Source organism: Thermoflexus hugenholtzii JAD2 (assembly GCF_900187885.1).
GTDB lineage: Bacteria > Chloroflexota > Anaerolineae > Thermoflexales > Thermoflexaceae > Thermoflexus > Thermoflexus hugenholtzii.
The window spans coordinates 1-22,340 of the sequence record NZ_FYEK01000078.1; the positions used below are offsets into that span (position 1 = coordinate 1).

General features: G+C 67.2%; 22 protein-coding genes. 17 read left to right on the forward strand and 5 right to left on the reverse strand.

All coding sequences use genetic code 11. The features are described from left to right. Positions 1 to 228: 228 nt before the first annotated feature. The 6 genes from CFB18_RS14360 to folE all read left to right on the forward strand — a co-directional run bounded on the left by CFB18_RS14360 (position 229) and on the right by folE (position 5,622). Positions 229 to 1,215, forward strand: a complete 987-nt coding sequence (locus tag CFB18_RS14360; protein WP_143597633.1) for a hypothetical protein — start codon at positions 229 to 231, stop codon at positions 1,213 to 1,215. A gap of 583 nt (positions 1,216 to 1,798) precedes the next feature. Then, entirely contained in the window at positions 1,799 to 3,244 is a 1,446-nt protein-coding gene (locus CFB18_RS14365) for a TolB-like translocation protein (RefSeq protein WP_159461792.1), read from the forward strand. Between the two features lie 539 nt (positions 3,245 to 3,783). Beyond that, a complete protein-coding gene (locus CFB18_RS14370; RefSeq protein WP_143597635.1) occupies positions 3,784 to 4,077 on the forward strand; it encodes a hypothetical protein in 294 nt (97 codons plus the stop codon). 26 nt (positions 4,078 to 4,103) lie between these two features. Further along, a complete protein-coding gene (locus CFB18_RS14375) occupies positions 4,104 to 4,571 on the forward strand; it encodes a hypothetical protein (protein ID WP_088572491.1) in 468 nt (155 codons plus the stop codon). A gap of 48 nt (positions 4,572 to 4,619) precedes the next feature. Further along, positions 4,620 to 4,775 carry a hypothetical protein gene (locus tag CFB18_RS15480; RefSeq protein WP_159461793.1) on the forward strand — a complete coding sequence of 52 codons (156 nt, stop codon included), beginning with the start codon at positions 4,620 to 4,622 and terminating at the stop codon, positions 4,773 to 4,775. A gap of 241 nt (positions 4,776 to 5,016) precedes the next feature. Beyond that, a complete protein-coding gene (folE, locus tag CFB18_RS14380) occupies positions 5,017 to 5,622 on the forward strand; it encodes a GTP cyclohydrolase I FolE (protein WP_200808240.1) in 606 nt (201 codons plus the stop codon). Positions 5,623 to 5,643: 21 nt separating this feature from the next. On the opposite strand, the gene CFB18_RS14385 is transcribed toward folE, so the two are convergent. Then, positions 5,644 to 8,271: an AAA family ATPase gene (locus CFB18_RS14385; RefSeq protein ID WP_088572493.1), complete on the reverse strand. Its 2,628-nt coding sequence runs from the start codon at positions 8,269 to 8,271 to the stop codon at positions 5,644 to 5,646. 605 nt (positions 8,272 to 8,876) lie between these two features. Between CFB18_RS14385 and CFB18_RS14390 the strand changes: the two genes are divergently transcribed. Continuing rightward, positions 8,877 to 9,200, forward strand: coding sequence for a hypothetical protein (locus CFB18_RS14390; RefSeq protein WP_088572494.1), 324 nt, complete (start codon positions 8,877 to 8,879; stop codon positions 9,198 to 9,200). 300 nt (positions 9,201 to 9,500) lie between these two features. Here the strand turns inward: CFB18_RS14390 and CFB18_RS14395 are convergent, their stop codons facing one another. From CFB18_RS14395 to hisS, 4 genes are read right to left on the reverse strand one after another with little or no spacing between them, the layout of a single operon-like run. Further along, positions 9,501 to 12,182 carry a YfhO family protein gene (locus tag CFB18_RS14395; RefSeq protein WP_088572495.1) on the reverse strand — a complete coding sequence of 894 codons (2,682 nt, stop codon included), beginning with the start codon at positions 12,180 to 12,182 and terminating at the stop codon, positions 9,501 to 9,503. 43 nt (positions 12,183 to 12,225) lie between these two features. Then, entirely contained in the window at positions 12,226 to 12,795 is a 570-nt protein-coding gene (locus tag CFB18_RS14400) for a VTT domain-containing protein (protein ID WP_088572496.1), read from the reverse strand. A 26-nt stretch (positions 12,796 to 12,821) separates the two neighbouring features. Beyond that, on the reverse strand, positions 12,822 to 14,147 hold the full coding sequence (locus CFB18_RS14405) for a nucleotide sugar dehydrogenase (protein WP_088572497.1): 1,326 nt from the start codon (positions 14,145 to 14,147) through the stop codon (positions 12,822 to 12,824). After that, positions 14,137 to 15,474: a histidine--tRNA ligase gene (hisS, locus tag CFB18_RS14410; protein ID WP_088572498.1), complete on the reverse strand. Its 1,338-nt coding sequence runs from the start codon at positions 15,472 to 15,474 to the stop codon at positions 14,137 to 14,139. Before hisS ends, CFB18_RS14405 begins: the two co-directional genes overlap by 11 nt. A 532-nt stretch (positions 15,475 to 16,006) precedes the next feature. Here hisS and CFB18_RS14415 point away from each other — a divergent pair. The 10 genes from CFB18_RS14415 (at position 16,007) to CFB18_RS14460 (ending at position 22,323) form a co-directional block, all read left to right on the forward strand. Beyond that, the gene (locus tag CFB18_RS14415; RefSeq protein WP_088572499.1) at positions 16,007 to 16,204 is read left to right on the forward strand and encodes a MoaD/ThiS family protein; all 198 of its coding nucleotides are present in this window, start codon (positions 16,007 to 16,009) and stop codon (positions 16,202 to 16,204) included. A 68-nt stretch (positions 16,205 to 16,272) separates the two neighbouring features. Next, the gene (locus CFB18_RS14420; RefSeq protein ID WP_088572500.1) at positions 16,273 to 16,857 is read left to right on the forward strand and encodes a glycerol-3-phosphate acyltransferase; all 585 of its coding nucleotides are present in this window, start codon (positions 16,273 to 16,275) and stop codon (positions 16,855 to 16,857) included. Positions 16,858 to 16,875: 18 nt separating this feature from the next. Beyond that, on the forward strand, positions 16,876 to 17,451 hold the full coding sequence (locus CFB18_RS14425) for a DUF4126 domain-containing protein (RefSeq protein ID WP_088572501.1): 576 nt from the start codon (positions 16,876 to 16,878) through the stop codon (positions 17,449 to 17,451). 222 nt (positions 17,452 to 17,673) lie between these two features. Then, entirely contained in the window at positions 17,674 to 18,159 is a 486-nt protein-coding gene (locus tag CFB18_RS14430) for a succinate dehydrogenase/fumarate reductase transmembrane subunit (RefSeq protein WP_088572502.1), read from the forward strand. A 3-nt stretch (positions 18,160 to 18,162) separates the two neighbouring features. Next, on the forward strand, positions 18,163 to 18,588 hold the full coding sequence (locus CFB18_RS14435) for a succinate dehydrogenase/fumarate reductase transmembrane subunit (protein ID WP_088572503.1): 426 nt from the start codon (positions 18,163 to 18,165) through the stop codon (positions 18,586 to 18,588). 9 nt (positions 18,589 to 18,597) lie between these two features. After that, a complete protein-coding gene (locus CFB18_RS14440; protein WP_088572504.1) occupies positions 18,598 to 18,951 on the forward strand; it encodes a retroviral-like aspartic protease family protein in 354 nt (117 codons plus the stop codon). Between the two features lie 76 nt (positions 18,952 to 19,027). Next, the gene (gene sdhA / locus CFB18_RS14445) at positions 19,028 to 20,803 is read left to right on the forward strand and encodes a succinate dehydrogenase flavoprotein subunit (RefSeq protein ID WP_088572505.1); all 1,776 of its coding nucleotides are present in this window, start codon (positions 19,028 to 19,030) and stop codon (positions 20,801 to 20,803) included. Beyond that, the gene (locus CFB18_RS14450; protein ID WP_088572506.1) at positions 20,803 to 21,195 is read left to right on the forward strand and encodes a HEPN domain-containing protein; all 393 of its coding nucleotides are present in this window, start codon (positions 20,803 to 20,805) and stop codon (positions 21,193 to 21,195) included. The genes sdhA and CFB18_RS14450 overlap by 1 nt, the downstream gene beginning before the upstream one ends. Then, positions 21,149 to 21,613, forward strand: coding sequence for a nucleotidyltransferase domain-containing protein (locus CFB18_RS15700; RefSeq protein WP_200808241.1), 465 nt, complete (start codon positions 21,149 to 21,151; stop codon positions 21,611 to 21,613). Before CFB18_RS14450 ends, CFB18_RS15700 begins: the two co-directional genes overlap by 47 nt. After that, on the forward strand, positions 21,610 to 22,323 hold the full coding sequence (locus CFB18_RS14460; protein ID WP_088572508.1) for a succinate dehydrogenase iron-sulfur subunit: 714 nt from the start codon (positions 21,610 to 21,612) through the stop codon (positions 22,321 to 22,323). Before CFB18_RS15700 ends, CFB18_RS14460 begins: the two co-directional genes overlap by 4 nt. Positions 22,324 to 22,340: the final 17 nt, after the last annotated feature.

A 22,340-nucleotide genomic window follows, 5' to 3' on the forward strand; every position in this document is an offset into this window, starting at 1 on the left:
CGTGGCTGCGGGCCGGGGGGCTGGAGGACCCGGCGGTGGCAGCCGGGCTTCGGGGGGAAGTACCCTGGCCGCCCGAGACAGAGGATCCCGATCTCAGCGTCGCGTCCCCCTTTTTGGAGGACACTCTTCGAATTTGTCCTCCTTTTTGGAGGACCACGGCTTCCGCTGGCTGAATCGCATGAAAACCGAAAGCCGACCCGCGAGCGGAGGGGAAGCGAGGAGCGAACGATGGCTACTCTACGATGCGGATGCTCGGTGTGCGCGGCCCTGGCCCGGGAGGTGGAAGCCCTGAGCGGCGGGCGGCTGGGGGTGCGGAATTTGCGGGACCCCGAGGTCCGGGCCCTGCTCGATCGGGCTCACCCCGGCTGGCGCTGGGAGCCGATGCTCCTGGAGGTCGAAGGGGAGCGGGTGCGGGTCTGGGCGAGGCTGGCGATGCGGGCGCGCCTGGTGCAGGTCCTGGGCCCGGTGCGGGCCCTGCGGGTGGCCCAGGCCGTGGCCCGGATGGGAGGCCCCGTGCTCGGGGTGGATTGGGGAAGGCGACGGCTGCTGCGCCAGAGCCTGGCCCTGGCCGGGCTGGCCCTGCTGCGGCGGATCCCCGGAGGGCTTCAACCCTCCGGCCCTGTAGAATCCACGGTCCCTGTTCCCCAGGCCCCTGAGGGCGAACAGTGGAAGGGATTCCTTCTGCTTCCTCCGGGGGCTCCCCTTCCTTCTTTCGTTCGCCAGGTTCTCACTCCGATTTTGTGCCAGACCGATGGCAGCCCGGAGGCCGAGGCCTTGCGCGGGGAAGTCCTCACCTTTCCCGACCTGGAGCAACTGCGCCCCTTCATCCGGTTCCCCCTGTATAGGCCCTCCCGGCTGCCACCGGGGATTAAATGGCAATGCGCGGCCGTCACCCGATTTGCGCGTTCGGGGGAGGTGTTTTCGGTATCGTTGAACTTTGGGGACGGGGAGGGGGTGCCGCGGATCCGGGTGATCGCCCAGCCGATGTATCCGTCTCCGTATCCGGTGTGGCCGGTGTATTCGCCGGATCGTCCCGAGGAGCTGATCTTTCCGGAGAAGGTCTTCTTCACGCCCAGGCCGGGGCTGCTGCTGCCCAGCGCCCAGGGCCATCTAGCCCTCTGGATCGAACAAAACACCCTCTATATGCTCATTGCCGAACATGATACACGTCTTGAAGCCAACGTAGAACTCATAAAAAGCTTAAATTACCCATAATTTGATTGGGAGGATGCCATGCCTACGGTATATGTATATGCCCCAGTATCTGGAACTGTTACTCGTTGTAACACATCGACGCATTGTCCTTGTACCGATTCTTGCCCTTGCGGAGGATGTTATACGGTTGATATTTCGGCATCTGCCGGGACGCAGATTAAGCTATATGTCAACTATCCATATATCAAAAGCATATATTGGGAAGAGGATACCTCCGGATCCTTCGAATGCTGTGATGGAGTTAACGTACCGATAGATCTTAAACGAGCAATCCGGGTTCATCTTTATGCTGATTATAATTATGGATGCTATGTAGGCTGGGTTCTCTTTGGCCATATTGATCCAACAGGAAGGAACATACAGAACGGCAATATATCTAGCAGGGAAGTTGGGGTTGTGGGTCGCGTTCCATCAGGTAGCGGATATAGCTGTTACTCCGGTCCGCATGTTCACATGGAGATTGCTCCCTCCTGGGGGTATGCCTTCTCATGTGCAAGCGGTGTCACTGTTTCTATGGGATATACAGCTATTTATTACCGGAGCTATTCTACATGTCCAACATAATTCTTGGGGAGGGAAAATGATGAAAATATCTCTTTTTCGTGCCCTTTGGGCGCTGAGCCTTTTGGGGGTGCTGGGGGGATGCGTGGGGGCACCCCAGAATCTGCCTGCGCCCTCCGCGCCCGTGAGTTCGCCTTCCCCGACGCTCGCCCCCACCACGACGCCTGTCCTCACCCCCCAGGCAACGCCCACCTCCGCTCCCGAGCGCATCCGGCTGCTCGGCCCCGGAAATCGGCTCCGTCTGTCCGCCGATGGCCACTGGGGGGTGGGGATGGACCGGGAGTCCCTCTTCCTCTGGGACGCCGGGCGGGGGGTCTTCGAGCCCCTGCGCGTGGGCCCGGAGGGGCAGCCGGCCGCGGGCATCGGCCCCGCCCTCTCCGCCAACAGCCGCCTCATCGCCTTCTTCGCCCGCCAGCCCCGCCCCACCCCCGCCGGAGATCCCGATTGCTACCCCCTGGCCCTCTACGATCTCAACACAGGGCAGCTGGAATGGCTCCCCGCCAGCATTTCCCGGATGGGCATCGCCGGCCACGCGGGCCCCGCCCTCTCTGCCGACGGCCGCTGGCTGGCCTGGGCCAACGACAGCACTTGTCCCCCCGGCCCCGGGGTGTATCTCTATGACCGCCAGAGCCAACGGCTCCATCGGGTTCATCCGCCCACCGAATCCCCCGCCGTCTTCGGCGGCGCCCTGGTGGCCCTTTCTGCCAACGGCCGCTTCCTAGCCTTCGTCACGAAGGATGACGGCGTGGTCCCGGAGGACCGCAACGGCCAGTTCGATGTCTTCCTCTACGACCGGGAGACGGGGAAGACCGCCTGGGTCAGCCGGCCGGTTCGGCCCGAGGATCCTCCCCAGCCCAGCGGCCTGCAGCTGGTTCCCGGCACCGATGGGGCGTGGGAGGGGGGCATCGCCCTCTCGGCCGACGGCCGCTTCCTGGCCTTCGCCGCCGCGGCCCGGCTGGTGGATCGCCCGCTGAAACCCTGCGCGCCCTGGCCCGGGGCAGAGCCGTTGCCTTTCTGCCGCCACATCTACCTGTATGACCAGGAGACGGGGCAGATGGAGCTGGTGGATGCGAACGCGGCGGGGGAGCCGGGGGATGGGGCAGCGGAGGGCCCGACGGTCTCCGGCGACGGCCGCTGGGTGGTCTTCGCCACCCGGGCGCGCAACCTGGGGTCGGTGGGCGCGACGGAGTGCCCCTCCCGGCCGGTGTGGGGGCGGCCCTGCGACCTGTGGCTGGCGGTGTGGGATCAGACGACGGGTCGGGTGACGATCCTGAGCCGGGGCGAGGCCGGTCGGCTGGCCGGGCCGAGCTACAACCCAGTCCTCTCGGCCGATGGGCAGTGGCTGGCCTGGACCTCGGAGGCATTGGAGTGGCTCCCGAAGCCGCTGTCCCTCCCCAAGGGTCGGCCGGCCGAATACCTCTACCTGGCCGAACGGGAGGCGTTGCTGCGCTTTCAAACCGCACCGTAATCGTGGCGCTCTGGCGCCTTCGGGCACGCGACTTACCAGAGACAACTCGCGCGATCTGGACGCCGGTTATCGCGGTCATCCCGATTATTGGCCCGTTCGCCTTTTTGCGTGTGAATGCTGCCGGACGAGATAGGGCAGAGGAGGGGTCTGAGGCGATTGCCCAGGCGTTGGGCGTAGCGGAGCGCACGGTAGAGTCCCCTATGAGCCATGTGTGGGACCAGCTGGGGCGGAGGTCACGGGGACAGGCGGCGGCCTGGGGGCGGGAGCACCGCCTGGGGGAGGTGTCTGGAGCCGGATGGCCTCTGGGTCATTCAAGCCCGGTTGGTGGCGAACACCCCGGACGTCCTCGCCCCCTACCGCCAGGCTCGCCTGGCGGCCGCGAAGGCCCTCCTGGATCGCCCCTGGCCAGGCCCGATCCCTGTCCAGATCACCTTCCGCTCCCCTCTCTCCCTCCGTGCCGTTCAGAGCCTCCTCCAGGCCGGCCATTTGGAGTTCGATAGCGTGGCGGGTGTGTTGGCCCCCGACTTCGCCTGGGGCGGATGGGCGGACCCGCGGGAGTGGGCCGCCACCGGCCTCACGATCGATCCCCACTGGCTGGAACGAATCGGCTGGTCCGGCACCCCTGGGAGGCCCCTCTCGTCACCCATCTCACCGGCTGGCTCCATCGCCCGGAGGACTTGCGCTTCTGGTTGGAGCGACCGGAGGTGGAGCTGGTCGACACCCTGGGGGCCGAGCTGGAAGCCTGGGTGCGCCACAGCCTCCCTTATCGCCTTGGAGGCGGGCGCCTGGGATATGCCCACCAGACGATCCCCACGCGGCCCTGGATCGAATAGGCTCGATTCCCGGCAACAGAGGGCCGATGATCCGCACTGTGCGAGAGGGAACCGAATGGGTGCTGATCCACATCGGGGTGGGGGCCCTGGCCCTGCTCGGGCTGTGGGAGTGGGAGCGGACAGGGCTGGCGGCCCTCCGCCCCCTGTGGAGCCGCCTCCCGGGGTGGCCCCCCGTGGATGTCACTTTTTTTCTCTTCACCGGCGGCCTGGGGGTGGGGTTGCTCCTCGGCCTCGGCCAAACCTTGACCGGCCGCCTGCCGGTGGCGCCCGCATCCTGGATCCTCCGCAGCGGCCTTGGGGGCGGGCTAGCCCTCCTGATCCCCTGGGGGCTTTTTTGGATCATCGGCCCGGAGCGGGTCCTGCCTCCCGCGCTCCCCATGGACCCCGAGTTCTACTCCTCCCTCCTGATCTTCGGGGTCAACGGGGCCAGCCTGGGGCTGGGGGTGGGGCTGGCCCAATGGACGCTTCTGCGGCGGGTGAGCCGGGAGGCCTGAGCGTGGCTGACCCTGACCGCCTTCGGAGGGCTTCTGGCGGGATGGGGGATGGCGTGGCTGGCAGGACGCCTGGCGGATCGCCTTCCAGAGGGGCAGGAGCCGCTGGGATGGCTGGCCCTGGGTGCGCTGGCTGGGTTGCTCTTCGGAGCGATGACGGCCTGGAGCCTCCCCACCCTCTCCTCTCCCGGAAGGGATCGTCCGTGAAAGCTACTCCGCGAATCATTCATTGTTTTGGATCCAGCCACCTGGGAGGTAGCATGACGTTGGGGAGCGATTATGCCAGGGCCCACCGGGTCAGAGAGCCGCGAATCCACCCATCGCTCAGGAGAGAAACAGCAAAGCCCTCGCCGCGCGGCGGATTTTTGTCCCCCTTCGCCCCAGCCGATTAAGATGGATAAGATGTTCGCCGGAGAGGAACAGCCACATGGAGCCTGAGGGGTGGAGGATGTGGGCAGAGACTCGAACGTCGGCGCCGGATCCAGACCGGCTGGCGGAGGCGGTGGGGGCGCTGCTGCGGGCACTGGGAGAGGATCCGGATCGCGAGGGGCTGCGTCGCACCCCGGCCCGGGTGGCGGCCATGCTCCAGGAGGTGCTGGCCGGCTACTGGATGGACCCGGCCGAGCTGATCAACGGGGCGATCTTCGAGGCCGAGGACAACGACCTGGTCCTGGTGCGGGACATCGAGTTCTACAGCATGTGCGAGCATCACCTGCTGCCGTTCTACGGCCGAGTCCACGTGGCCTATATCCCCGATGGCCGGATCATCGGCCTCTCCAAGATCCCCCGCATCGTGGAGCTGTTCGCCCGCCGCCTGCAGGTTCAGGAGCGCATGACGCGGCAGATCGCGGATTTCCTGGAGCGGGTGCTGCAACCCCAGGGCGTGGCGGTCATCGTCGAAGCGGCCCACCTGTGCACCATGATGCGCGGCGTGCGCAAGTCCGGCGCCCGCATGGTCACCCAGGCCCTTACCGGCGCCTTCCGCACCGACCCCCGGCTCCGCAGCGAGCTCCGCGCCCACCTGCGCCACCCGGACCGGGATGCGGCGGGATAAGCAGGGGCCTGCGGATCGAGCTCAGCGCTCGAACTGTCGCCGCAACGTCTCATAAAAAGTGATCATCTCGGAGGTCAAAGAAGGGGGCGTTTCGCGCAAGATCTCCTCCAGCATGGCCTTCGTGATGAACACCATCCTTCCCTCCCGCATGGACTGACGAGCTGCGCGACGGGCTGCGGCGTTGCAGATCGCCTCGATATCTGCGGCAGAGTAGCCCTCCGTGCGGCGTGCCAGCTCCTCCACATCCACATCCGCAGCCACCGGCTTGCCCTGCAGATACCGCCGGAACAGCGCTTGCCGGGCCGGAAGATCGGGAGGTGGCACATACACCACGCGGTCGAAGCGGCCGGGCCGCAGGAGGGCTGGATCCAGCGCGTCCGGCCGGTTGGTGGCCGCGAGCACCACCACGCCCCGCAACGGCTCCAGCCCGTCCATCTCCGTCAGCAGGCGCGTCACCATGCGGGCAATCGTCCCCTCGGCGCTGCTGCGGATGCCGGCGATGGCGTCGATCTCATCGAAGAACAGGATGCAGGGAGCGCTCTCCCGGGCCCGGTCGAACAGCTCCTGCAGGTTCTGCTCCGAGCGCCCGAGCTCGGGACGCAGCAGCTCTGGACCGTGGACGGCGATGAAGTGGGCCCGGGCCTGGCCGGCCACCGCCCGCGCCAGTAGAGTCTTCCCACAACCCGGCGGGCCGAACAACAGCACGCCCCGAATCGGCCGGATCCCATAGGCCTGCATCAAATCCGGGCGGGTAAGCGGCCACTCCACGGCCTCCCGGAGGGCTTCCTTCGCTTCCTCCAGCCCCGCCACGTCCTCCCAGGTCGGCAGGTTCTCCGGGCGCTCCACCTGGATCTCCACCGGGCCCACGCGGCGCTGATACCGCTCGGCGATCCGCTGATACTCTCGGAGCATCTGAAACGTGACTGAGGGGCGCATCCCCCGAAGGACCTCCTCGAAGTCTTCGGACGTGATGGGGACGGGTCTACCGCCCCCTCGACGCATCGCCCGCCGCGCGGCCTCCATGCACAGGGCCTCCAGATCCGCCCCGGTGAACCGCTCCGTCCGGGCCGCCAGCGCCTCCAGATCCACGTCCGGCGCCAGGGGCTTGCCACGCAGATAACGCTGCAGGATCTCCAGCCGGCCCTGGCGATCCGGGGGCCCGATGTAGATCAGGCGATCGAAGCGGCCCGGGCGCAGCGCCGCCGGATCGATCATCTCCGGATGGTTGGTGGCGCCCACGAGCAACACGCCCTCCAGATCCCCCAGGCCATCGGTGTAGGATAGAAATGTGGCCACGATCCCCTTCTCCGGCGCATCGGCCCGGGAGAGCTCCGTGCGCTTGGGCAAGAACGCCTCCAACTCATCGAAGAACAGCACGCACGGACGCAGATTCCGGGCCTCCTCGAAGATGCGGCGCAGGTTGGCCTCCGACTCGCCGAACCACTTGCTGGTGAACTCGGTGCCGCTGACCGCAATGAAATGCGCCCGGGCCTCATGGGCGATCACCCGCGCCAGGCGGGTCTTGCCGGTTCCCGGAGGCCCATACAGCAGAACGCCCCGGATGGGCCGGATCCCCATGCGGGCCATCATCTGCCGCGTGGCCGGGTCAAATTGAGAACGAATGGCCTCCTCGATCTCCTCCCGGATCCCGGAAATGCCTCCCAGATCCTCCCAGGTGTCCGGAGGGATCTCCCGCCGAAACATCGAAGCCGGCAGCGCGCCCTCCCCTTCCGACGTCGATCGGACGGGGATCCTCTCCCTGGCTTCGCCCGTACCCTCGGCCCATCCCGAAATCAGCGGGAACAGTAACGTCGCGATGGGGATCGAGAGGACGATGGAAGGCAAAAGGGAGAGATCCGCCTTCCCGCTGAAGACCAGACTCAGGCCGGCTTGCCCAAGGAGCTGGATGGCGGCCCCCGCAGCAGCAGCCAGCCCGGCCTGGCGCCACCCGGGCGGGGAGCGCCGTTGCAGGATCCAGGCCGCCACGCCGGCGGCCAGCGCCCACATCGCCAGGCGCCCGGGGATCTCCGGCCGGCGCGCCGCCTCATTGAGCAGCGCCTCCAGCCGATCGATCACCGCAGATCCGGAGGCCGCGCGTCGCGCCGGAGGGGACAGCAACTCCGTCAGGGAAGCCGCCGGGCGCTCGACTCTCCGGAACAGGCTGGCCCCCTGCGCGCGCTCCAGCAGGCCGGGGACGGCAACGCCGCCCAGGGCTCCATACAGCAGCAGGCCGAGGCCCGCCCACAGACTGATCCAGGCCGCCCGGCGCCCCCCTGAAAGGCCAGCCACCAGGGGAACCAGCACGAGACCCGAAGGGGTGCGCAGAACGCCCAGAAGGAGCCCGACAGCCATCGCCACCGGCCAGGCCGCCGGGCCCAGCCCGATGCCGACCAGCCCATACAGCCCATACAGCCACCCGAAGCCCGGCATCCGGGAGTAGGCGAGCGGCAGCGTGACGATCCAGAACGCCGCCCACGCCCACCCCGGATGACGCCAGCCCAGCCCGCCCAGCGCCAGTCCCAGCAACTCCGGCCATCCCGGAGGATAACCCGGGATCGCCCGCAGGATCATCCCCGTGAATAGGGCGATCGCCAGCGCCCGCAAGAAGCGGCGGATCTGCGCCTTATATTCCAGGATCCTTCGGTCCATTCACCCCTCTATCCGCATCCGAGCATCCCGCGGAGCGCTCACGAGGCCCCGACGCGCCATCGCGCTTCCCTCCGGAAGCCCTCCGCGCCTAAGCCCGCTCGACGTGGCGGCCGAACCCGGAAAAGCCTCCCTTCTCCGTTTCTCCGTATCCATCCGCCGCGCATCCTTCGCCTCCTCGCCTCCGCCCCGTCGGGGTGGACGATCAGGGTGCCGATAGGCTTCGCCCCCGCCGGGTCCACTGCCTCCGGGAAGATCTCCTTGCATTCCTCGAGGTATGAACTATAATACACTACACCGCTGTGGGCCACGAGAACGAACCGCACCTTAACAATTGAGAGAAGAGGTCAGCGAAAGTTGCCGCAAGCGCTCGAGCACAGGGCGAGGCAAACCCTCATGCTCCCGAGTTCGAGAGCACGAACCCTTATTAAGGAGGGGAGCATGAAAACTATGCCCATGGTGACGGCCTCGGGCCTGCGGCATCCGGCCAAGGGCCGCCGAGGAAGCCCGATGGGGGCGGATCATCGCTCCCTTCGCGCCTCGCCTTTCAGCGAGATCCTTGAAAGCGCTGGAAGGTCACCGGCGAGCGGGTGGTAGGAGGATCTTGTATGCCGTGGATTCCTGCCCGCTCGGCCGAGCGTGCCCGCCGGCAGTGGTCCTTCCGACGGGCGCGAGGAGATCCGAACTCTCCGTTTCGGATCTTCGCCTTCCTCCTTCGACGGGGGAGGGAGGTGTGGCACAGCGGGAGCCAGCGGCTGCAATCTTTGCGACGCCCCCTCAGTCCGAAGTGGGCAAGCCGCCTGGCTTTCGTCCTGCGCACGCTTCGCCTCCTTTGGAATGTTCTCCGGGCAATCGATCAAATCTATGACGTTGGAGACTCCCTGTCCAAGGTGGCGGAGCTTCTGAACCAGGCCCTTCAGATGCTGCGGTAAAGGGGCCTGGATTCGGCCTAGCTGGGCCCTGGCCCGGCAGGCGTTAAGATCCCGTTTCCGGAGGGTTGACGGCAGCTGCCATCCTTGTTCTCCTCTGCTTCTGCAACGAGGGCCTTGACGGCCCTGTAGGGTGGCGAAGCGACAGGCTGGCCTACCAAACACGTCCCATCGGAAGGTGTAGGGGCGATCGGCTGGTCGCTCCTACGGCTTCAAGGCGAGATCAATGACAATATGCTGGAGAAGGGAGCTCACAACCTTCTCACAGCAGGGGGGGAGCCGTTGAAAGGCTCCCCCTTTTTGTTATGGGGATCCATTCGACAAATCCCTCGGCGATCCGCGTCGCCGGCTTGCCATGGCCAGCCCCCCCACCCCCAATAGGGTGCCGATGCCGCCCAGGATCAGGCTGGATGGGAAATACACCCAGCGCACCCGATGAACGCCCGCCGGGACGGCGATGGCCTGGAAGAGGCCGTTGGCCGGATAAACGGGAACCGCCCGCCCGTCCACCCACGCCCGCCACCCGGGATCATAGGACTCCAAAAGCACCAGCCACCCCGCCCGCTCCAGATGGACCTCCACCTCCCGGTCCTCCGGGGCGAAGCGGATCCAGCGGATCTCCACGCGACACGGGCCCTCCTCCCATCCCGCCTCCCCTTCCCCTTCGCCTTCGATCACCACGTGCCGCGCAGGATCGAAAGCGGGATCCGTCAGGCGAGCCATCGCCGCTTCTTCCCCCTGGACGAAATCGGCCGCGCACACGCCATACAGCCAGGGGAGCGCCCGTCGAAACTCGTAGACCTTGACGTCCCCGGCATACCGCAGGGCGAAGGCGCCTCCCGGGCTCAGCACCAGCGCCTGGAACGCCCCCGTCCGTCCGTCCACCAGCGCCCCGCCCGTCACCTGCCATCCACCCCGGGCGCAGGCCTCCGGATCCGAGCGCAACACCACGGAGACCACCCGGCGGGGAACCTCCCAGCGAACGATGGAGGGCCGCCCGGCCTCCCCCGCCGCCACCGGAAGCCGGAGGACCTCGCCGTCGGCCAGCTCCAGCGCTGCCTCCCCCAAACGGACGCCGGGAGGGAACGACGCGGTGATCCGCAATCGAAGCTCGGTGGCCTCCAAGGAGGGGAACGGGCCCGCCGCAATCGGCTCCGGGCCGCAGGCGTCCGCGGTCAGGCCGCCGTCGTAGAACACACCGTCCACCCACTCGTCCCGCAGGCGATCCGTCACGATCCAGCGCACGCCCAGCACCTGCAGCCAGCGGGGCTCCGGGATCCCGGGCAAGCTCTCCCAGAGCCGCCCGTCCCGGAGCAGGCGGTCCGCCGGGACGAAGCGCTGGGCCAGCGCGATGAACCGCCGCAACGGCAACACGCCACCGTCGTAGCCATCGGCCGTCGGAAGGCCCCACGCCATGGGCAGGTTGGGGATCAGGGCCTCCCGCTGCTTCAGCGCCACGAGGAATTCCTCGAAGGCCTCGGGCGGAAGCCGATCTCCGAAGAGGCTCCGCCACTCCCCCAGATCCCCGGGGTCGAACCGCAGGTCCACCACGCTCAGGATCCGCCCCGCCCCCGGCCCCTCCGTCCGCACGAGGTCCTCCATCACGTAAGCCGGGAGACGGGGGAAGGACCAGGCCTCCGGGGGGACGAGGCGGTTGAGGGGCCGCCCCCACGCGGCGCCGATGAGCTCGGCCGCCCACAGCCCCAGCCACAGGGCCCGGGGCGCCCGACGCCCGACGAGAAGCAGCCCGATGCCCACCAGGGCGATCCACCCGATCAGCCGCCCGCCTTCCACCGGCCCCAGGGGGCCGGTCATCCCCGCAGGGCGCAGCGGGGCCGCCGCGGCGGCGAGGCCGATCAAAGCGAGAACCCCCAGCGCCCACATCCCCGCCCGCCGGCGGGAGATCCTCCGAAGGCCGCTATCGAACCCCTCCCCGATCCCCAGGGCGGCCCCGAAGGCCCAGAGGGCCAGCCAGCGGGCCGGGACCCGAAAGGCGCGCAGCGGCGGCAGCAGCCAAGCCAGCGCCACATAGAGGGGGTTATAGGCGCCCCAGGCGAAGAACAGCCCGACCCCGGCGATCACCGGCCACCGTCCCCGGCCGAGGCCGGCGGCCAAGGCCAGCAACCCCAGGACCCCCACGTCGGCCGTGAACTCGGTGAAGGCCGGCGCCTCCCGACCGGGGAGGATGGATCGACCCAGCCAGAGTGGCGAAAGCGAAAAGGAGAGGACTTCGTTCAGAGGGAGGCCGCCGGCGCGGATGGAGCGCCCGGCCAGCTCCAGGGCCGGGACCCACTGGACGGCGCTCAGGGCCAGCGCCAGCGCCCCGCCCAGCCCCCCGGGCCCCCAGGCGTGGACCCAGGCCCTCCCCGACCGCGCCTCCCGCCACGGCGGCGCGAAAAGGAGGGCCAGCGCCGTCCAGCTCAAGAACACCGTCTGGGCGTGGCCGCACAGCACCTGCATCGCCCCGGCCACCCCCAGGGCCAGCGGGCGCCGGGCCGCCCACGCCCATCCCATCCAGGGCAGCCAGGCCAGGGCCTGAAACTGATTGATGTGCTCCGCCTGGGCCAGCATATATCCGCCCATCGCGTAAGCCAGGGCCGCGGCCAGCGCCCCGCCGGGCCGGGCGCCCCTGCGACGCACCAGCCCATACATCCCCCAGGCGGCCCACAGGGCGTGCAGCCCGATCGAGAGCTTCAAGGCCTGGGGAGCCGGCATCCATGAGAGCAGCCGGTTGGGCGGGTAGAAAAAGCCGACCTGCGGGTTGGCCAGGAACGGGACCCCGGCGAAGAGATCGGGGTTCCACAGGGGGAGACGGCCCTCCCGGGTGGCACGGGCGGCGGCCTCCCAATAAGGGTAGAAATACAGGGCCACATCCCCCCGCATCAGAACGCCCGGGGAGAAGAGCAACGGAGCCAGGGCCAGCAGAAGAAGGACGGTGATCAGCCCCCACGCGGCCGCATCTGGAAGCCATCGATTCATCGACATGCGTCGATCGATCCTCATCGGAGACGCCTATGGGGAGCTGCGTTCATCCGCCGAACCATCGCTGCAGGAGCTCGATCCCGTAAAAGCCTGCCCAGGCGGCGATCCAGTTCTTCAGGATCTTTCCCATCGCGCACGGGATGAAAAACAGAAGGAGGGGCATGCGGGTGGAGCCGGCCACGATCCCGGCGACGTCGAAGAGGGGGTTGGGGACCAGGGCTAGGAGGAAGATCACGGCGGGGCCGTAGCGGCGCATCCAACGGGCGATCTGGGAGTAGCGGGGGAGCTCCTCCGCCAGGGTCTGGCCGCTATAGCCGGCCAGATAGCCGCTGAGCTCGCCTACCGCCTGCCCCAGCCCGGCCACCACCCCCACGATCCACGGGTTGAACATCCCGCCCGCCAGGGTGGTCACCGCCAGGCCCGGGAGAGGTAGGATCAGCGTGGCGTTGGTCAGGGCGCTGATCAGGAAGATGGCCGGGTATCCGAAGCGCGCCCATTCGGAGAAGCGATCTCGATAGCGCAGGGTGAACCATACGGCGCCGACCAGGATGAGGACCACCGCGACGCGCGCCGCCCACAGGCGCCTTCGAGAGATCGTCGAGGTTCGGGCTTCCACGGGAGCTCACTCCTTTTCAACTTCAATCAATGGGCGTCCGGCCAGGGGGCGCCCAGGCGGACGATGCGGGCGGAGCCGGAGGGGATCCCCGCCGTGGCGTTGCAGGTGTCCACCACCAGCCGCGCCGTCGCCACCACCTTCGGATAGTCCACCGCCCGGTGCCCGGTCACGATCAACACTACATCCGCCCAGCGCAGCCATCCCTCCTCCAGCGGCACCGACTCCCACTCGACGATCTCCCGGTAGAACCGGCTTCCCCCTGCCCGGAACCGCGGCACATACGGATCGTGATAGGCCACCTCCGCCCCTCGCGCCAGCAAGAGCTCCATGATCCGCTCCGCCGGGCTGTTGCGGGCGTCGTCCACCTCCCGCTTGAAGGCCACCCCCAGCACCAGCACCCGCGCCCCCCGCAGCCCCCGCCGCTCATACCGGTCCAGGGCCTCCTCCACCTTCTCCACCACGTGGAAGGGCATCCCCTGGTTCACCTCTGCCGCCAGCTCGATGAACTTCGTGTAAAAGTCATATTCTCGGGCCTTCCACGACAGATAATAGGGATCCACCGGGATGCAGTGCCCTCCCACCCCCGGACCCGGATAGAAGGCCATAAAGCCGAAGGGCTTGGTCTTCGCTGCTTCGATCACCTCCCAGATGTCGATCCCCATCCGCTCGCACAGCAATGCCAGCTCGTTGACCAGGGCGATGTTCACGCTGCGGAAGATGTTCTCCAGGAGCTTGCTCATCTCCGCCACCCGCGGCGAGGACACCCGATACACCGGCGCCCCCAGCCGCTCCAGCAGCGCCGCCGCCCGGGCCGTGCTGCGCGGCGTGATCCCGCCCACCACCTTCGGGGTGTTGCGCACCGTCCACTCCCGGTTCCCCGGATCGATGCGCTCCGGGGAGAAGGCCAGGTCGAAATCCTCCCCGGCCCGCAGGCCGCCGCGCTCCAGGATCGGCCGCACCACCTCCTCCGTCGTCCCCGGATAGGTCGTGCTCTGCAGGATCACCAGGTGCCCCCGCCGCAGGTGCGGGACCAGCCCCTCCGCCGCTGCTCGCACATACGAGAGATCGGGCGCCCGCATGGCGTCGTAGGGCGTGGGCACACAGATCAAAACCGCCTCCACCCCCGCCAGCGCCCCGTAGTCCGTCGTCGCCCGGAACCGCCCGCTCTCCAGGGCGGCCCGCAGCGCCTCTTCCGGCACGTCCCGGATCGGGCTGCGCCCGACCATCAGCATCGCCACCTTGCCCGCGTCCACATCCACCCCGATCACTTCCAGCCCGACCTCCGCAAAGGCCACCGCCAGCGGCAGCCCCACATACCCCAGCCCGATCACGCCCACCCGCTCATCGGCCATCGCCTTTCCCTCCCAGGCTCTGCCGGATCCAGCGGGCTGCCTCCTCAGGAGGCAACGTCCGCTGTTCCCCGCTCCCCATGTCCCGGACGGTGACCACGCCCCGGGCTTCCTCGTCCGGGCCGAGGATGGCCACGAAGGGGATGCCCTTCTGATGGGCGTAGCGCAGTTGGGCCTCCAGGCGGCGGGGCTCGAAGTAGAGCATCGCCTTCAGCCCCGCCCGGCGGAAGGCCTGGGCGAGGGCGATGGAGGCCCCCATGCGGGGCTCGTCGAAGACGGTCACCAGGATCTGCACCGGCGTGCGGGGCAGGTCCGGTGGGGCCATCCCCAGCTCCTGGATCACATCGATGATCCGCTCGATGCCGAAGCTGGTCCCGGTCATCGGCACGCTCTGCCTGGCGAACAGGCCCACCAGGCCGTCGTAGCGGCCGCCCCCGGTGATGGAGCCGATCCTCGGCTCGGTGACCACCGTCTCGAAGATGGGGCCGGTGTAATACTCCAGGCCCCGCACCATGGTGAAGGAGATCCGGTAGCGCTCCGAAGGCACCCCCATGGCCTCCACGAACCGAAGCAACGTCTCCAGTTCCCGGATCCCTTCCAGGCCCTCCGGGATCTCCGCTGCCTGCATCCGGCGGGACAGCTCCCCCAGGATCTCCGTGTGATCCCCTTCGATCTGGAGCAGGTCCAGCATGCGGGCGATGGCTTCCTCGGGGATCCCATACCGGCGCATCTCCTCCCGGACGCCCTCCAGACCCAGGCGGTCGAACTTGTCGATGGCCCGGTAGAGGCTCCCCAGCAAGGGCTCCGGGACCCCGGAGTAACGGCCGAGGCCGGTCAGCAGCTTGCGGTCGTTGAGCAGGATGACGAAGTTCCGGAAGCCCAGGCGGGTGAGGGCCTCGTGGATCAGGGAGATGATCTCGGCGTCCGCAGCCATCGAGGAGGTGCCCACGATGTCGGCGTCGCACTGGTAGAACTCCCGGTAGCGCCCCTTCTGGGGACGCTCCGCCCGCCACACCGGGGCGATCTGGTAGCGCTTGAAGGGCCGGGGGAGGTTCGGATACATCGCCACCACCCGGGCCAGGGGGACCGAGAGGTCGTAGCGCAGGCTGAGCTCCTCCTTGCCCTCCCGGTGGCGGGCGTCGTAGATCAGCTTCTCCGCGTCCGACCCGTATTTGCCCATCAGCGTCTCGCGCAGCTCCAGGGCCGGGGTCTGGAGCGGCTCGAAGCCGTAGGCCTCGAAGATCTCTTCGAAAGACCGGATCACATACCGGCGCAACATCATCTGCTCGGGAAGGATGTCCCGCATCCCGCGGGGCAGACGGGGTTCCATACATCCACCTCTTCGTCTGGATTCCCGGACCGGTTGCTTCACCTATCATAACTCAGGTCACCGCAGGGCGATGATCCGCAGAGAGACAAGCCGCGACCCCGCTGGATCGAGGAAGACAGGGATTGCAGGTTGAAGACCCCTCCCCGAAGATGCCCCGTGCGGCCATCAAGACACCGGTTCGGGGCGAAAGCCCCTCCTACAAAGATCAATCCTTGTAGGAGCGGCTTCAGCCGCGACCTTAAGGGAATCGAAAACCAGGGTTCCGGGTTGAAGATCTTCCTCTCAAAAGCAACGGCAGCCTCATTGAGGGCAAAAGTTCGGGGCGAAAGCTCCTACAGAGAGCGACCTGAAGGACCAAAATCGAGGCTGAAGCTCCTCTTACCGGGAGCGAAGCGGTCAGTGGGATCCATTTCGATCCACGATTCATGGCGGAGAAAGGATGCCCCGCGGGATTATAATGAAGACGGGATGGAGCGAAGATCCCGCGAAGCGATGCGGGCCTCTATCTTATTGACGCCGCAGGGGAGGTGGAATGGTTCGCCTGATCTATCGCAACCAGGTGTTCGAAGTGCCGGCCGGCCTGACCGTCCGAGAGGCCATGAAACAGGTGGGCCTCAACCCGGAGATCACGCTGGCCGTCCGGGAGGGGAAGCTGCTGCATGAGAACACCGTTCTGCAGGACGGAGATGAGGTCCGGCTGGTCGCCGTGATCTCCGGGGGCGGGGGCTGAGGATCACCGCACATCCACCGGAGGACTTCACCGGCCCCCGTCCATCTCCGGATCGCGGGGAGGCTCCGATGCTGGCGGTCTTATTGACAGCTTATCTGCTCGGCTCGATCCCAACGGCGTATCTGGTGGCCCGGGGGGTGGCCGGGTTGGACATCCGGACGGTGGGGGATGGGAACCCCGGGGCGCGCAACGTGTGGCTCCACCTGGGATGGCGCTGGGGGGTCCTGGTGGCCATCCTGGATATGCTCAAAGGCTACGCGGCGGTGCGCTGGGCCCAGGCCATGGGCTTCGCGGAACCCTATGCCTTCCTGGCGGGCGTGGCCGCGGTGCTGGGGCACGACACCTCGCCCTTCCTGCGGTTCCGCGGAGGACAGGGGATGGCCACCACTCTGGGGGTGATGCTGGCCCTGCTGCCGGGGGAGACCCTTTTCGCCATCGCCGTGTTCCTGCTGGCCTATCGCCTGACCCACCGCTGGGATGAAAGCCTGCTCGCCGGGATGATCTGGCTGCCGCTTCTGCCACTCCTGCAGGGGCGCGAGCTCCGATACGTGCTCTACCCAGTCGTCCTGCTTCCCACCGTGGGCATCAAGAAGGGGATCGACACGCTTCGGCGCTCCGGGGGCGTCCGACGGATCCTCCATCTCCATCGCTGAGAAAGCGGAGCTCACGGAATGGATGCCGCCTATACGGTCCTTTCGGCCTTCGGGCTGGCGGCGGCCGCCGGCCTGAACGCTTATGTTCCATTGCTCGTCGTGGCCCTGCTGGCCCGCTTCACCGACTGGGTCCGGCTCGCGCCGCCCTATGACACGCTGACCCATCCGGCGATCATCGGCCTGCTCCTCGTTCTGGCCCTCATCGAGTTCCTGGCCGATAAGATCCCAGCCGTGGACGCCGCCAACGACCTCCTGCAGACGGTGATCCGTCCGGCCGCGGGAGCGATCCTCTTCGGGGCGCAGACCGGGGCGATCCGCGCGCTGCACCCGGCCCTGGCGCTGGCCTGCGGCCTGCTCATCGCCGGGGGGATCCACGGGCTGAAGGCCACCCTCCGGCGGGCCGTGCAGGCGGGCGCCCCACCCCTGGCTCCGCTGACCACGCCGCTCCTCAGCCTCCTGGAGGATCTGGCCGCGCTGGCCCTCAGCCTGATCGCTCTCCTGGCGGCGTGGCTGATCCTCGCCGGGGCGATCCTGATCGCGGCCGTGGCGCTCCGGCGCATTCAGGGCTTTTGCAACCTGAGACTCCGACGATAGGCTGACGGAATGGCCCAAGCGGTTCCAGCGGGGCGGCGACAAGCTGCAGGTGAAGAACGGCCCCTTTAAGCCAGCGACGGGGCTTCGCGAGGGGAGCGATTCGCGAATTCCACCAAGCCTCCTTTCCGCGCTTCGTCGGCGGATCCGGAATCCACCGGAGAGTTCCCCTTCCTTCCCCCCGGTGCTATAATTCAAGTGAAAACTTTCCCAAAGGAGCCGGCCATGGCGGGCTCAGAGACGGTCCTTCCGAAGGGAACGCGGAACCGATGGCGGACCCTGGAATGGGCGTGGGCGCCGGCATCTGGGCTGAGCGCGGTGGTTCGGGAGATCCCGCAGTATCGGGGCCGGATCCACCAGTGGGCCTGGGTGGCCAACCGGGTGGCCGGGCTGGGAACCCTCCTCTTCCTCACGATCCACGTCCTGGACACCTCCCTCGTCTATTTCGCCCCCACCTGGTATGAGCACGCCCTTGCCCTGTATCGGCATCCGATCTTCGGCCTGGGCGAGCTGATCCTGGTGGGCTGCGTCCTCTGGCACGGCCTGAACGGCCTGCGCATCGCGATCAGCGACTTCCGGCCCCGCCTGTGGGCCGCGGAGACCCAGGCCCGGTTGATCCTGTGGACCCTCATCGCCTTCCTCGTCCTCTACATCCCCACTTTCTTCATCATGGGCAACGTCATCCTGCAAAAAGGCATCCTGGGGAGGTAAGCCATGGCGGCCATCCCGAAAGCTGTCCCGCGGACCGTCCCGGCGATCCGCCCCCGCCTGGAGGTCTGGCTGTGGACCTTCATGCGGGTCTCCGGTGTGCTGCTGATCCCGCTGGCCTTCGGCCACCTGGCGATCATGCACATCATCAATAACGTCCATGACATCAACGCCTGCTTCGTGTATTACCGATGGAACGTCCTCTTCTGGTGGCGGGTGTATGATGCCCTGCTTCTCTTCCTGGCCTACATCCATGGCTTGAACGGCCTGCGCTATGTGATCGATGATTACGTGCATCACCGGGGCTGGAACCGGGCGCTGAAGTGGATCGCGTTCATCGGAGGATCGCTGGTGATCCTGGTGGGAGCCATCGCCCTCATCGGCGGGGTGCGGGTCACCGCTCTGCCTCAGGGATGCCCGCCGATCCGTTAGGAGGCGCGGATGGGATTGACCTACATTGAGGGGATCGTAACCGGTCCAACAGGGAAACAGGCCTCTGTTCGCTTTCTTGTGGACAGCGGGGCCACCTACACCTTGCTTCCTCATGAAGTCTGGCAGGCCATCGAGCTGAAGCCGAAACGCTCGGCCACGTTCGTCCTGGCGGACGGCACAACCATCGAGCGTCAGATCTCCGAATGCCACATCGCCTTGCCCCAAGGGGAAGGGCATACCCCGGTCATCCTCGGGGAGCCCGGGGACGAGGCCGTGCTGGGGGTGGTGACCCTGGAGATCCTGGGGCTGGTGCTCAATCCGTTCACCCGCACCCTCCAGCCCATGCGAATGCTGCTGGTGTGAGAGGAATGCGGCGAAGCGAGGTCCAGGGTCCTCGCTCGCCCGAACTTGCGATGTCAGGCCAGAAAGGAGTTCCCCGATGAAAGTCCATCGGCATCAATTCGACGCGGTAGTGGTGGGCGCGGGAGGGGCCGGCCTGATGGCCGCCCTCTACGCCTCCAAGCAGGTTAAGACCGCGGTCCTCAGCAAGCTCTACCCCACCCGTTCCCACACCGGGACGGCCCAGGGGGGCATCGCCGCGCCCCTGGGGAACATGGAGGAGGACCGACCGGAGTGGTATGCCTACGACACCGTGAAAGGCGGGGACTGGCTGGTGGACCAGGACGCGGCGGAGATCCTGGCCTATGAGTCCATCGAGGCCATCATCGAGCTGGAGCACATGGGCCTGCCCTTCGACCGGACGCCCGACGGCAAGATCGCCCAGCGCCGGTTCGGCGGGCACACGCGCAACTTCGGCGAGGCGCCGGTCATGCGGGCCTGCCACTCCGCCGACCGCACCGGTCACATGATCCTCCAGACCCTCTACCAGCAGTGCATCAAGCACAACGTCCACTTCTTCGACGAGTTCTTCGTCACCGACCTGATCTTGGAGGACGGGGTGGTTCGCGGGGTGGTGGCCATCGAGATCGCCACCGGGGACATCCACGTCTTCCACAGCAAGGCGGTGCTCTTCGCCACAGGGGGCGCCGGTCGGATCTACAAGGTGACCTCCAACGCCCACTCCCTCACCGGCGACGGGATGGCCATCGTGTGGCGCCGCGGGCTCCCCCTGGAGGACATGGAGTTCTTCCAGTTCCACCCGACCGGCATCTACAAGCTGGGGATCCTGCTGAGCGAGGCCGCCCGGGGCGAGGGGGCGGTGCTGATCAACGATAAAGGCGAGCGCTTCATGGAGCGCTACGCCCCCACTCTGAAGGACCTAGCCAGCCGCGACGTGATCTCCCGGGCCATCTACATGGAGATCCGGGAGGGCCGCGGCATCGGCGGAAAGGATTACGTCTATCTGGACATGCGGCCGGAGACCATCAACCGCCTCAAGAGCGCGCCGGGCGGCCGGGAGGTCACGCCGGAATACCTGGAGCAGAAGCTCCCGGACATCATCGAGTTCGTCCGCGTCTACCTGGGCATCGACCCCATGCGGGAGCCGGTCCCCATCCAGCCTACCGCCCACTACGCCATGGGCGGCATCCCCACCGACGTGGACGGCCGGGTGATCCGCGATGAGCGCAACACCCCGGTCCCGGGCCTCTACGCCGCCGGGGAGGTCGCCTGCGTCTCCGTGCACGGGGCCAACCGCCTGGGGACCAACTCCCTGGTCGACCTGGTGGTCTTCGGCCGGCGGGCGGGCCGCCACATGGCGGAATACTGCCAGCAGGCAGACTTCGCCCCGCTCCCGCCGGAGCCGGAGGCCTTCACGGTGGAGATGGTGGAGCGCATCCGCAACGGGACGGGCGAGGAGCGCGTGCCCCTCATCCGGAACGAGCTCCAGGAGACCATGCAGACCTATGTGAGCGTGTTCCGGGAGGCCAGCGGCCTGGAGACCGCCATCGAGAAGATCCGGGAGCTGCAGGAACGCTACCGCCACATCCGTATCGACGATAAGGGCGAGCGCTTCAACACCGACCTCCTGGAGGCCATCGAGCTGGGCTTCCTGCTGGACGTAGCGGAGGCCACCGCCTTCAGCGCCCTGAACCGCACCGAGAGCCGGGGCGCCCACTATCGGGAAGATTACCCCAAGCGGGACGACGAGAACTGGCTGAAGCACACCTTGATCTGGCGCCAGGATGGCCGAGTGACCTTCGCCTACAAGCCGGTGGTCATCACCAAGTGGCCGCCGAAGGAGCGGAAGTATTGATGCCCTCCCGCTATCGGGACTGGCTGGCCCAGGGGCTTCGGGATCTGAAGGCCGCCCGCTCCATGCTGGATGAGGGCTTCTACGAGTGGGCGGCCTTCCAGGCTCACCAGGCGGCCGAGAAGGGGCTGAAAGCGCTGCTCCGTTTCCACCATCGCGAGTATCGAGGGCATCGTCTGGTGGCTATGCTTGAGGAGCTCGCCCAACAGACCCACATCCCCGAAGCGCTGTTCGAGGCGGCTCGGGAGCTGGACCTGCATTACATGGGCTCGCGTTATCCAAATCATTTCGCGGAAGGCTACCCGGCTCAATACTATGATCGGAACATCGCTCAGCGGTGCGTGGATTATGCCGGGCGGATCATGGAGTTCGTGCAGCAAAGCCTGGGAGAGTAGCCCTCAGGCTTCAGCCATCCGCTCCTTTCTGGAACGCATCCGGGAGCTGGAGCCCGACGCAGTTTTTCTGTTCGGTTCGCTGGCACGGGGCGATTACCTGGACACCAGCGACGCGGATCTGCTGGTCCTGTTCTCCCGGCCGATGCCCTATGCGGAGGTAGATCGACGGGCACACGGGAACCTCCATATCCTGGTGGAAACCTGGGAGAAAGTGCGGCGGCAGGTCCAGGAGGGAGAGCCTTTCTACCTGGAGATCGTATTGGAGGGATGCCTGCTGGAGGAACGGGAGGGACGGGGTCGGGCCCTTATCGAGGCAGCACGGGAAACTGTCCTCTCCATGGGATTCCGCCGCATTCCTGGAGGGTGGGCCTGGTCACCCTCTGCTCAAACCCAGACCGCATCGGAGGAGACGCCATGAAGGTCCGGCTGCGCATCCAGCGGTTCAACCCGGAGAAGGACCGCAAGCCGTGGTGGGGGGAATACGAGGTCGAAGCGGAGCCGGTGGATCGGGTGCTGGACGCCCTCCACTACGTTAAGTGGTATATCGATGGCACCCTGACCCTCCGACGTTCCTGCGCCCACGGCATCTGCGGCTCGGACGCCATGCGCATCAACGGCCGCAACCGCCTGGCCTGCAAGGTCCTGGTGCGGGAAGCCCTCGCCGAAGGGCGCGGGGTGATCACCGTCCAGCCTCTGCCTGGCCTCCCGGTGATCAAGGACCTGGTTGTCGACATGGAGCCCTTCTTCGCCAAATACCGGATGATCATGCCGTATCTCGTCAACAACGATCCGCCGCCGGAGCGGGAGCGCCTGCAGACGCCGGAGGAGCGCGAGCGCTACGACGACACCACCAAGTGCATCCTGTGCGCGGCGTGCACCACGTCCTGTCCGTCCTTCTGGGCCAACGGGGAATACATCGGGCCGGCGGCCATCGTCCAGGCCCACCGTTTCATCTTCGACAGCCGGGATCAGGCGGCGGCGGAGCGGCTGCGCATCCTCAACGAGTGGTTCGGGGTCTGGCGCTGCCGCACCATCTTCAACTGCGTGGAGGCCTGCCCGCGGGGCATCCAGATCACGCGGGCCATCGAGGAGGTCAAACAGGCCATCCTGACCGGACGGCTGGGGTGATCCCATGGCCGGTAGGG

Coding starts and splice junctions, on each gene's coding strand:
- CFB18_RS14360 (WP_143597633.1), top strand. CDS start 229: ATGGCTACTCTACGATGCGGATGCTCGGTGTGCGCGGCCCTGGCCCGG.
- CFB18_RS14365 (WP_159461792.1), top strand. CDS start 1,799: ATGAAAATATCTCTTTTTCGTGCCCTTTGGGCGCTGAGCCTTTTGGGG.
- CFB18_RS14370 (WP_143597635.1), top strand. CDS start 3,784: ATGGGCGGACCCGCGGGAGTGGGCCGCCACCGGCCTCACGATCGATCC.
- CFB18_RS14375 (WP_088572491.1), top strand. CDS start 4,104: ATGATCCGCACTGTGCGAGAGGGAACCGAATGGGTGCTGATCCACATC.
- CFB18_RS15480 (WP_159461793.1), top strand. CDS start 4,620: ATGGCGTGGCTGGCAGGACGCCTGGCGGATCGCCTTCCAGAGGGGCAG.
- folE (WP_200808240.1), top strand. CDS start 5,017: ATGTGGGCAGAGACTCGAACGTCGGCGCCGGATCCAGACCGGCTGGCG.
- CFB18_RS14385 (WP_088572493.1), bottom strand. CDS start 8,271: ATGGACCGAAGGATCCTGGAATATAAGGCGCAGATCCGCCGCTTCTTG.
- CFB18_RS14390 (WP_088572494.1), top strand. CDS start 8,877: ATGCCGTGGATTCCTGCCCGCTCGGCCGAGCGTGCCCGCCGGCAGTGG.
- CFB18_RS14395 (WP_088572495.1), bottom strand. CDS start 12,182: ATGTCGATGAATCGATGGCTTCCAGATGCGGCCGCGTGGGGGCTGATC.
- CFB18_RS14405 (WP_088572497.1), bottom strand. CDS start 14,147: ATGGCCGATGAGCGGGTGGGCGTGATCGGGCTGGGGTATGTGGGGCTG.
- hisS (WP_088572498.1), bottom strand. CDS start 15,474: ATGGAACCCCGTCTGCCCCGCGGGATGCGGGACATCCTTCCCGAGCAG.
- CFB18_RS14415 (WP_088572499.1), top strand. CDS start 16,007: ATGGTTCGCCTGATCTATCGCAACCAGGTGTTCGAAGTGCCGGCCGGC.
- CFB18_RS14420 (WP_088572500.1), top strand. CDS start 16,273: ATGCTGGCGGTCTTATTGACAGCTTATCTGCTCGGCTCGATCCCAACG.
- CFB18_RS14425 (WP_088572501.1), top strand. CDS start 16,876: ATGGATGCCGCCTATACGGTCCTTTCGGCCTTCGGGCTGGCGGCGGCC.
- CFB18_RS14430 (WP_088572502.1), top strand. CDS start 17,674: ATGGCGGGCTCAGAGACGGTCCTTCCGAAGGGAACGCGGAACCGATGG.
- CFB18_RS14435 (WP_088572503.1), top strand. CDS start 18,163: ATGGCGGCCATCCCGAAAGCTGTCCCGCGGACCGTCCCGGCGATCCGC.
- CFB18_RS14440 (WP_088572504.1), top strand. CDS start 18,598: ATGGGATTGACCTACATTGAGGGGATCGTAACCGGTCCAACAGGGAAA.
- sdhA (WP_088572505.1), top strand. CDS start 19,028: ATGAAAGTCCATCGGCATCAATTCGACGCGGTAGTGGTGGGCGCGGGA.
- CFB18_RS14450 (WP_088572506.1), top strand. CDS start 20,803: ATGCCCTCCCGCTATCGGGACTGGCTGGCCCAGGGGCTTCGGGATCTG.
- CFB18_RS15700 (WP_200808241.1), top strand. CDS start 21,149: ATGCCGGGCGGATCATGGAGTTCGTGCAGCAAAGCCTGGGAGAGTAGC.
- CFB18_RS14460 (WP_088572508.1), top strand. CDS start 21,610: ATGAAGGTCCGGCTGCGCATCCAGCGGTTCAACCCGGAGAAGGACCGC.